The organism is Pseudomonas sp. B329, assembly GCF_023127835.1.
Classification (GTDB): domain Bacteria; phylum Pseudomonadota; class Gammaproteobacteria; order Pseudomonadales; family Pseudomonadaceae; genus Aquipseudomonas; species Aquipseudomonas synxantha_A.
Window position 1 is genome coordinate 116080 of record NZ_SPKP01000039.1, and the last position, 8472, is coordinate 124551.

Here is an 8472-nt window from a genome sequence, read left to right on the forward strand (position 1 = left end):
CCGTAACAGCAAGAGCAATCATTGTGCTCCGGTGTTTGTCGCTTGCTGTGCGTGCCTTGTTAAGGCCACGTTTAACCCCGAGTTGTCTCCCCACTGCTCGGGGTTTCTTTTTGCCTGCGATTCTCAGATCGCGCCATTCTCACGCAGACGCGCAATAGCTGCCGCGTCGTAGCCCAGGGCATTGAGCAGCACATTGTTGTGTTCACCCAGCTGCGGGCCCACCCATTCACAACTGCCCGGTGTATCCGAAAGCTTGGGCACGATGCCCGGCATCTTGAAGTCCTTGCCGTCCGGGAGCTGAGCCTTGAGGAACATCTCCCGGGCCAGAAATTGCGGGTCGCCCAGCATGTCTTCGGCGCTGTAGATACGGCTGGCGGGTACTTCGGCCCTGTTCAGTTGCTCAATCACCTGCTCCAGCGGCAGCGAGTTGACCCAGCGGTCGATCACGCCATACAGCTCGTCGCGGCGGCTGTCACGCCCATCGTTGCTGGCCAATTGCGGGTCGTTCGCCAAGTCGTCACGGCCGATGGTCGCCATAAAGCGCTTGAAGATTGCATCGCCATTGGCGCCGATCTGCACATGCTTGCCGTCGGCGCTGGTGTGGATCGAAGACGGTGTAATGCCGGGCATGATGTTGCCGGTACGCTCGCGAATAAATCCGAACACATCGAACTCGGGGATCATGCTTTCCATCATGGCGAAGATGGCTTCGTACAGCGCCACATCCACCACTTGGCCCAAGCCGCCGTTGACCTCGCGATGACGCAGCGCCATCAGCGCGCCGATCACCGCCCACAGCGCGGCAATCGAGTCGCCGATGGAGATCCCGGTGCGCACCGGCGGGCGGTCTTCGAAGCCGGTGATATAGCGCAAGCCGCCCATGGATTCACCCACGGCACCAAACCCTGGCTGATCCTTCATCGGCCCGGTCTGGCCGAAGCCCGAGAGGCGCACCATCACCAGCTTGGGGTTTAGAGCGTGCAGGGTTTCCCAGCTCAGGCCGAGTTTTTCCAGCACGCCGGGGCGGAAGTTCTCGATCAGGATGTCGGCGTCGGCCAATAGTTTTTTGAGGATTGCCAGGCCGTCGGGGTGCTTGAGGTTGAGGGTCAGCGACTGCTTGTTACGGGCCTGTACGAACCACCACAGCGAGGTGCCTTCATACAGCTTGCGCCATTTGCGCAGCGGGTCGCCGCCGTCCGGGGATTCGACCTTGATCACCTCGGCACCGAATTCAGCGCAAATGCGTGAGGCAAACGGGCCGGCGATCAGGGTGCCCAGTTCGATGACTTTCAGGCCGGCAAGTGGTTTGGCGTTGAGCGACATGGGGATCCTTACAAGCGCGGGACGATGGTGTCTTGCTTTTTAACATAGGCGAGCCGCCCGGATGCAGCGCAGTATTCGTTGAATGACCTCGCCATCGGTTAGACTGGCCGCCTTTCCTTGTCTTTAGAGGCCCGTTCATGGCCCAGCCGTCCACGACCTACAAGTTCGAACTCAACCTCACCGACCTCGACCGTTCGGTGTACGAGAGTGTCAAACAGACCATTGCCCGCCACCCTTCGGAAACCGAAGAGCGCATGACCGTGCGCCTGCTGGCCTACGCCCTCTGGTACAACGAGCAACTGGCGTTCGGGCGTGGCCTGTCGGATGTAGACGAACCAGCCCTGTGGGAAAAAAGCCTGGATGATCGGGTCCTGCACTGGATCGAAGTCGGCCAGCCGGATGCCGATCGCCTGACCTGGTGCTCGCGCCGCACCGAGCGCACCAGCCTGCTGGCCTATGGCAGCCTGCGTGTGTGGGAAGGCAAGGTAGTGCCGGTGGCCAATAACCTGAAGAACGTGCACATCGCTGCCGTGCCCCAGGAAGTGTTGGAGACCCTGGCCAAGGACATGCCGCGGGTGATCAAGTGGGATGTGATGATCAGCGAAGGTACGATCTTCGTGACCGACGACCGTGGCCAGCATGAAGTGCAACTGCAATGGCTGGTTGGCGAGCGCGGTTGAAAAGGTGGGAGCTGGCTTGCCTGCGATGCATACCATTCGGTACATCAGACACACCGAGTGGATGCCATCGCAGGCAAGCCAGCTCCCACACTTGATCTTTGTTGCGTTCAATATCTGTGTTTAACCGATGTATTAGAAGAGAAGCGCCCGTCACCCCATGCGTATCGATCCCCGCCCATTGCCCGCCGTCCTGCCTTTTCTCGGTGAATTGCCGCCGCTGTTGACCCGTCTCTATGCCGCGCGCGGGGTGCAATCGGAAGCTGAGCTGGACAAGAGCCTGGCGCGGTTGATTCCCTACCAGCAGCTCAAAGGGATCGACGCGGCGGTGGACTTGCTGGTGACCGCCCTGGAGCAGCGCCAACGCATCCTGATCGTTGGTGACTTCGACGCCGACGGCGCCACGGCGAGCACCGTAGGTACCCTGGGCCTGCGCTTGCTTGGGGCGGCCCATGTCGATTACCTGGTGCCCAACCGTTTCGAGTACGGCTACGGCCTGACGCCGGAAATCGTCGCGGTGGCGTTGCAGCGCGAGCCCCAGTTGCTGATTACCGTGGACAACGGCATCTCCAGCGTCGAAGGCGTGGCGGCGGCGAAAGCGGCGGGGCTGAAGGTGCTGGTCACCGACCACCACTTGCCCGGCGATGAACTGCCGGCCGCCGACGCCATCGTCAATCCGAACCAGCCGGGCTGCACGTTTCCCAGCAAGGCCCTGGCCGGTGTCGGCGTGATCTTCTACGTGTTGATGGCCCTGCGCGCGCGGTTACGCAGCCTGGGTTGGTATGACAACAAACCCCAGCCGAACATCGGTGAACTGCTTGATCTGGTGGCGTTGGGCAGCGTCGCCGACGTGGTGCCGCTGGACGCCAACAATCGCATCCTCGTTCATCAAGGCCTGGAGCGCATTCGTGCCGGTCGGGCGCGGCCTGGCATCAAGGCGATCCTGGAAGTGGCCAAGCGCGACCACGCTCGCATCACCTCCACCGACCTGGGGTTTATCCTCGGCCCGCGGCTGAACGCGGCCGGGCGCCTGGATGACATGAGCCTGGGCATCGAATGCCTGCTCACCACCGACGCTGGCGCCGCACGGGAAATGGCTGCGCAACTGGACGGCATGAACCAGGACCGTAAATCCATCGAACAAGGCATGCAGCGCGAGGCCCTGGCCCAGCTCAAGGACTTGCCGGTGGAGTCGATGCCGTACGGTTTGTGCTTGTTCGACCCGGAGTGGCACCAGGGGGTGATCGGCATCCTCGCGTCGCGCATGAAAGAACGTTACTTCCGCCCGACCATTGCCTTTGCTGACGCGGGCGACGGCCTGCTCAAGGGTTCTGGGCGTTCGGTGCAAGGCTTTCATATCCGCGATGCGCTGGCGGTTGTTGCAAGCCAGCATCCCAACCTGATCAGCAAGTACGGCGGTCACGCCATGGCCGCCGGGTTGACCCTGCCCGAGGCGAACTTCCCGCTGTTTGCCGAAGCCTTCGATGCCGAAGTGCGTCGGCAGCTGCGTGAAGAGGACCTCACCGGCCGCCTGCTCTCCGACGGCACCTTGGCCGTGGAAGAGTTCCACCTGGAGCTGGCCCGCGCCCTGCGCCATGCCGGCCCATGGGGGCAGCACTTTCCCGAGCCGTTGTTTCACGGGGTGTTCCAGTTGGTGGAACAGCGCGTGGTCGGCGAGCGGCACCTGAAGGTGGTGCTCAAGAGCGAATGCGGGTCAGTGAAGCTTGATGGCATCGCCTTCGGCGTGGACCGCGAGGTGTGGCCGAACCCGACGGTGCGTTGGGTGGAGTTGGCCTACAAGCTGGATGTGAATGAGTTTCGTGGCAATGAGACTGTGCAGCTGATGATTGCGCACATCGAACCACGTTAGATATTCCTGACAATGCAAGACAAATGTGGGAGGGGGCTTGCTCCCGATAGCGGTGCATCAGTCACTAAATCATTGACTGACATTCAGCTATCGGGAGCAAGCCCCCTCCCACATTGGGTCCTGTGTGCAGCCTGGAGCTACTCGGCTTTGGCCTGGTGCTTGACGATAATATCCACCAAGCGCTTGGCCAGCGCCGGGTAGTTCTCATCGAAGTGATGCCCGCCCGGCAGCTTCATGGCTTCGCCCACTGCGGTCTTGTCGGTGCAGCCACTCTCGTCGACTTCCTCTGCACCATAGATGCACACGACCTTCTCAGGTGGCAGCTTGGCCATTTCCGGGCCGGTGGCGGCTTCTTTGCCGGCGTTGCCCAGCCAACCTTCCACTTCGATTTCAAAGCTGCCGGTGCGCGCAAATGCCAACAGGATGATCGCATCGACGCGTTGCTGTTCGTTTTCCGGCATACGGTTGTAAATGGCCGGCAGTACATCGGCGCCGAACGAATAACCGGTCAGCACGAAGCGCTTGGTGCCCCACTTCTGCCGATAGTGTTGCATCAGCTCAGTGAGGTCCTTGGCGCTTTGCTCCGGGCTCTTGTGCTGCCAGTAGTAGCGCAGTGTGTCGATGCCGACCACCGGGTAGCCGATCTTCGCCATCTCGCCGGCCACATCGCGGTCCAGGTCACGCCAGCCGCCGTCACCGGAGAGGAACAGGGTCACGGTGTCTTTGGCCTGCCCGGCAGGAACTTCCACCACGGGAATCGCCAGGCCACCGTTGTCCGAACCGACCAGTTGCTTGCGCAGCTCGTTGTTCAGCACTTGCGGGTAATGAATGTCGTAGTCGCTGATGCTGGTGGTGGCACGCGGTGTGTCACGTACGAAGCTGGCGCTTTCATCGTCAGGATTGTCGTTCCACGCCACCAGCCAGTTGCCGTGGGCAGAGGTCTTGGGCAGCGGGTCGTTGCAGCCTTCCTGTTTCAGGGCAAAGCCGACGGAGATCGCGTTAGCCTTGTCATCATTCTGAGTGGCCAGCCAGCGCCAGGCGAGCGCAGCGCCAGGGCCGATGCCGCTGACCAGGGTCGCCGGGCCTTTGAGCTGGGCCAGGGCGCCTTGCAGCGCTTGTTCCTGCAGCTTGCAGTCATCCTTAGGCAGGATCACCTGAACGATTTGCGCCGCGCCGCCCTGGCTCAGGGCAACCAGTTGGCTGTCGGTCAGCGCTTCATCGGCCATCACGGCCACAGCCACACGGGCTTTGGCGGCGCTGGCGGGGGTGACGCGGGTCATTACCGAGCCATCGGCCTGGGGCAATTGCTCCAGGGTCGGTTGCGGGGCAGGGCGATTCCAGTACCAAAAACCACCCGCCACGACCAGCGCGAGCAGCACTACAAAGGCCAATACATACCGCCAGGAGCGTCGAATCATCAGCGTTTCACCAATCCAGTCAAGCCGCCCGCGATCAGGGCGGCGGTATCGGCCAGTGCCACCAGCGGATCAAGTCCTGCGGGCACGGCCATGTAACGGGGTTCCCAGTCGGGCTGGAACTTGTCTTTGAAGCGGCGCAAACCTTGGAAGTTATACAGTTGCTCGCCACGGCGGAACACCATCGAGCCCAGGCGCTGGGTCAGCGGTGCGCCACGGCGCGGTTGCAAGCCCGACAGCGGCACCATACCGAGGCTGAAGCGGGCGTAGCCGTGGTTCTTATAATGTTGAATCAGGCCTACCATCATGAATTCCATCGTGAGCTTGGGCGCGTCGGGGTGGGCGCGCATCAGGTCAAGGCTGGCCAGGTCATGATTGTAGGTCTCGAGCAGGTTGGCGAAGGCTACCGGGCGCCCTTCGAAGCGAATGATCGCGATACGAAAGTGCTTGAGGTAGTCGTCGCTGAAACGGCCCAGGGAGAAGCCTTTTTCCCGCACATTCTTACCTGTAAGCCAGGCATCGGAGATGACTTTTAATTCATCCATCGGCGCCTGGCCCGGTTCGAAGATTTCCAGGGACAAGCCGTCCCGGGTGCCACGGTTCCAGGTGTAGCGCAAATCCTTCATCTCTTTGCCCTTGGCTTCCAGGTCAAAGCGTTTCAGGTCGACGCGGGCTTCTTCGCCCAGCTTGATCGCGGTGAGGCCGATGTCCATGTAGTACGGCAGGTTCTCGGCGCGTACCTGGTAGAACACCGGTCTTGCGTGGTGGATATCGCACAGGTCACGGAACTGCCAGATCATCTCGGCGCGCGGCTGGGTCGGGCCGATCGGGTCGTACAAGGCCACCAGGCTGCGCCCGCGACGGGCGTACATCAGGAAGGCTTCATCGTTGGGGTGAAACAGCAGCGCCTTGTCGCCGGTCAGCGCCAGGCCGCCGTCGGGTTGGGACGAGGCCATCAGGATCTTGCTGGCGCGCTCCAGTTCTTCCGGGGTGGGCAAGTGGATGACCGGGCGCGCCGTGCGCAGCAGCCAGGTCAGCGATACGATCACCAGCAGCACCGCAGCGCCCAGCAACGAGCGCAAACCGCGGGGGGCGTTGGCGTCGAGGGTGAACTGCCACCACAGTTGATGGCTGTAAGGCACATCCTGATAGGCGAACAACAGCAGCCAGATCGAGGCGCCGAGTACACAGACACTGGCCACCAGGTAAAGCGGCGAAAACGGCAGCTCGGTCAAGCGGCTGGCGCGGTAGAACGAGCGGCGAAAGATCGCCAGCAGCACCGCGGTCATGGTCATCAGGCTGGCTTCTTCCCAGTCGAAGCCCTTGAGCAACGAGAGCAGGGCGCCGACCAGCAGCAGCACCATGGTCAGCATCCAGGCCGCCGACAAACGTCGACGCAGGCCCTGGGCGAGCAACAGGCACAACACGCCGATCAGGCTGGCACCAAAGTGCGAGGCGTCAATCAGGCGGTGGGGAATCAGGAAGCCGATGTTTTCCAGGCGTGAGTCGATCTCTGGCGTGGCGCCGGAAAACAGCAGGACCACGCCGGACAAAAAAACCAGGACGGCCAATACCGGCGCTGCCAGCCCCGACGCCACCCGCAGGCTTTGCTGGGTCTGGAACAGGCGCTGGGCCTCGTTGACCAGCAGGAACACACAGGCGATCAGCAGCGGCAATACCACGTAGATCATCCGGTACAGCAGCAAGGCGGCAGCCAGGGGCGCGGCACCGAGTTTGTCGGCGAAGGCCGCCAGCAGGATCGCTTCGAATACACCCACGCCCCCCGGCACATGGCTGAGCACACCGGCGGCCAGTGCCAGCAGGTACACCAGCAGGAACGGGCCGAAGGGCGGTGCTTCCGGCAACAGCATATAAAGGACGGCAGCGGCAGCGGCTACGTCGAGGGCGGTGATGATCAACTGCAGGAAGGTCAGGCGGCGGCCCGGCAGGCGCAGGGTGCGACGCCCGGCCTTGACCAGCAGGTTATCGGGGTAGGGCTGTTCCGGCAGGCGACGACGATAGATGCCGATGCACAGCATGGCCGACAACACCAACACGGCGCCGGAAATCCCCCCGAGCAGGCTTTGCGGTAAATGCAGGTAAGTCGAAGCCGCCGGCAAATTGCTCAGCGTGGCCAATGCGGCCAGTGGCGGCAGAGCACAGCCCAGGGCCAGGCTGGCGAACACGGTCATGTGCGCCACTTCCGATGCGCCGATGCCGTGGCGTGCATATAAACGGTAGCGCACCGAACCGCCCGAGAGCATCGACAAGCCAATGGCGTTGCCGATGGCAAAGGCGGTGAAGCCGCCCAGGGCCAGGGTCTTGGCGGGTAACTTCACGCCGGCATAGCGTGCGCCGGAAAATTCATAACCAAGCAGGATAATGAAGCCTGCGACTGCCGCTGCAAACGCACCGAGCAAGGCTGGCTTGGGCACTTCCAGAATCGAATCGTGGAGTGCGTAGAGGTCCAGTTCCAGCAGCAGGTGTCGGCAGGCGATCAGGGCGATTGCAAACAGCAGCAGCGTTACGGCCAGGCCAATGGGCTGGCGATACTTGCTCAACAAATCCAGCCATCGCAAGCGGGTCGGCGTGATCGGTTGTTCTGCTGTGACGGTGTCTTGTGGTTCAGACGAGTTGGCGCGCATCAATCACCTCGTGGATTGTGCGCGACAGGATGGGGGTATCCGGCCAAGTTACCAATCCCTATGGACAAAATAATTACAAATATTAACGCGGATCACCGGGGTCGGCGACTGCGGCCATTGGTCGTAGAGGGTAGCGCTTGAGCATTGAGCCCAGCGTGCAATGAGATGGACTCTACAAACCGACTACGGTTTCATGAAAGATGCCATGCCATTGTTTCAGAAGAACTTTTTCGTCGGATACAAAAAAGGCCACTCTTTCGAGTAGCCTTTTTTGATGTTTGGTTGCGGGAGCCGGATTTGAACCGACGACCTTCGGGTTATGAGCCCGACGAGCTACCAGACTGCTCCATCCCGCGTCTGTGGGCGGCATTCTACAGCCAAGCGGCGAGGTGTCAACCGTTAATGAGCCGATGGACCAAATAAGCGCGAATTATTCTGAAATCAAAGTGTTGGCGGTGTTTTCAGGCGCAGCGGGAGAAAACACGCGAGCACAAAAAAGGCCACTCTTTCGAGTAGCCTTTTTTGATGTTTGGTTGCGGGAG

At 61.5% G+C, this 8472-nt stretch carries 5 protein-coding genes and 1 tRNA gene; 2 read left to right on the plus strand and 4 right to left on the minus strand.

Going from position 1 to position 8472, the window contains the following annotated elements; all coding sequences use genetic code 11:
* Positions 1-123: 123 nt before the first annotated feature.
* Entirely contained in the window at positions 124-1323 is a 1200-nt protein-coding gene (locus E4P00_RS18665) for a CaiB/BaiF CoA-transferase family protein (RefSeq protein ID WP_078822229.1), read from the minus strand.
* 137 nt (positions 1324-1460) lie between these two features.
* Here E4P00_RS18665 and E4P00_RS18670 point away from each other — a divergent pair, with 137 nt between their 5' ends.
* Positions 1461-2003, plus strand: coding sequence for a YaeQ family protein (locus E4P00_RS18670; protein ID WP_003193952.1), 543 nt, complete (start codon positions 1461-1463; stop codon positions 2001-2003).
* A gap of 157 nt (positions 2004-2160) precedes the next feature.
* Positions 2161-3870, plus strand: coding sequence for a single-stranded-DNA-specific exonuclease RecJ (gene recJ / locus E4P00_RS18675; RefSeq protein WP_248132462.1), 1710 nt, complete (start codon positions 2161-2163; stop codon positions 3868-3870).
* A 137-nt stretch (positions 3871-4007) separates the two neighbouring features.
* Here recJ and E4P00_RS18680 read toward each other — a convergent pair whose 3' ends face one another.
* From E4P00_RS18680 to E4P00_RS18690, 3 genes are all read right to left on the minus strand, one after another.
* Positions 4008-5288, minus strand: coding sequence for an AcvB/VirJ family lysyl-phosphatidylglycerol hydrolase (locus tag E4P00_RS18680; RefSeq protein WP_122733563.1), 1281 nt, complete (start codon positions 5286-5288; stop codon positions 4008-4010).
* Entirely contained in the window at positions 5288-7930 is a 2643-nt protein-coding gene (gene mprF / locus E4P00_RS18685; RefSeq protein ID WP_005791060.1) for a bifunctional lysylphosphatidylglycerol flippase/synthetase MprF, read from the minus strand. The genes E4P00_RS18680 and mprF overlap by 1 nt, the downstream gene beginning before the upstream one ends.
* A gap of 279 nt (positions 7931-8209) precedes the next feature.
* Positions 8210-8286 (minus strand) — tRNA-Met (locus E4P00_RS18690).
* Positions 8287-8472 lie beyond the last annotated feature (186 nt).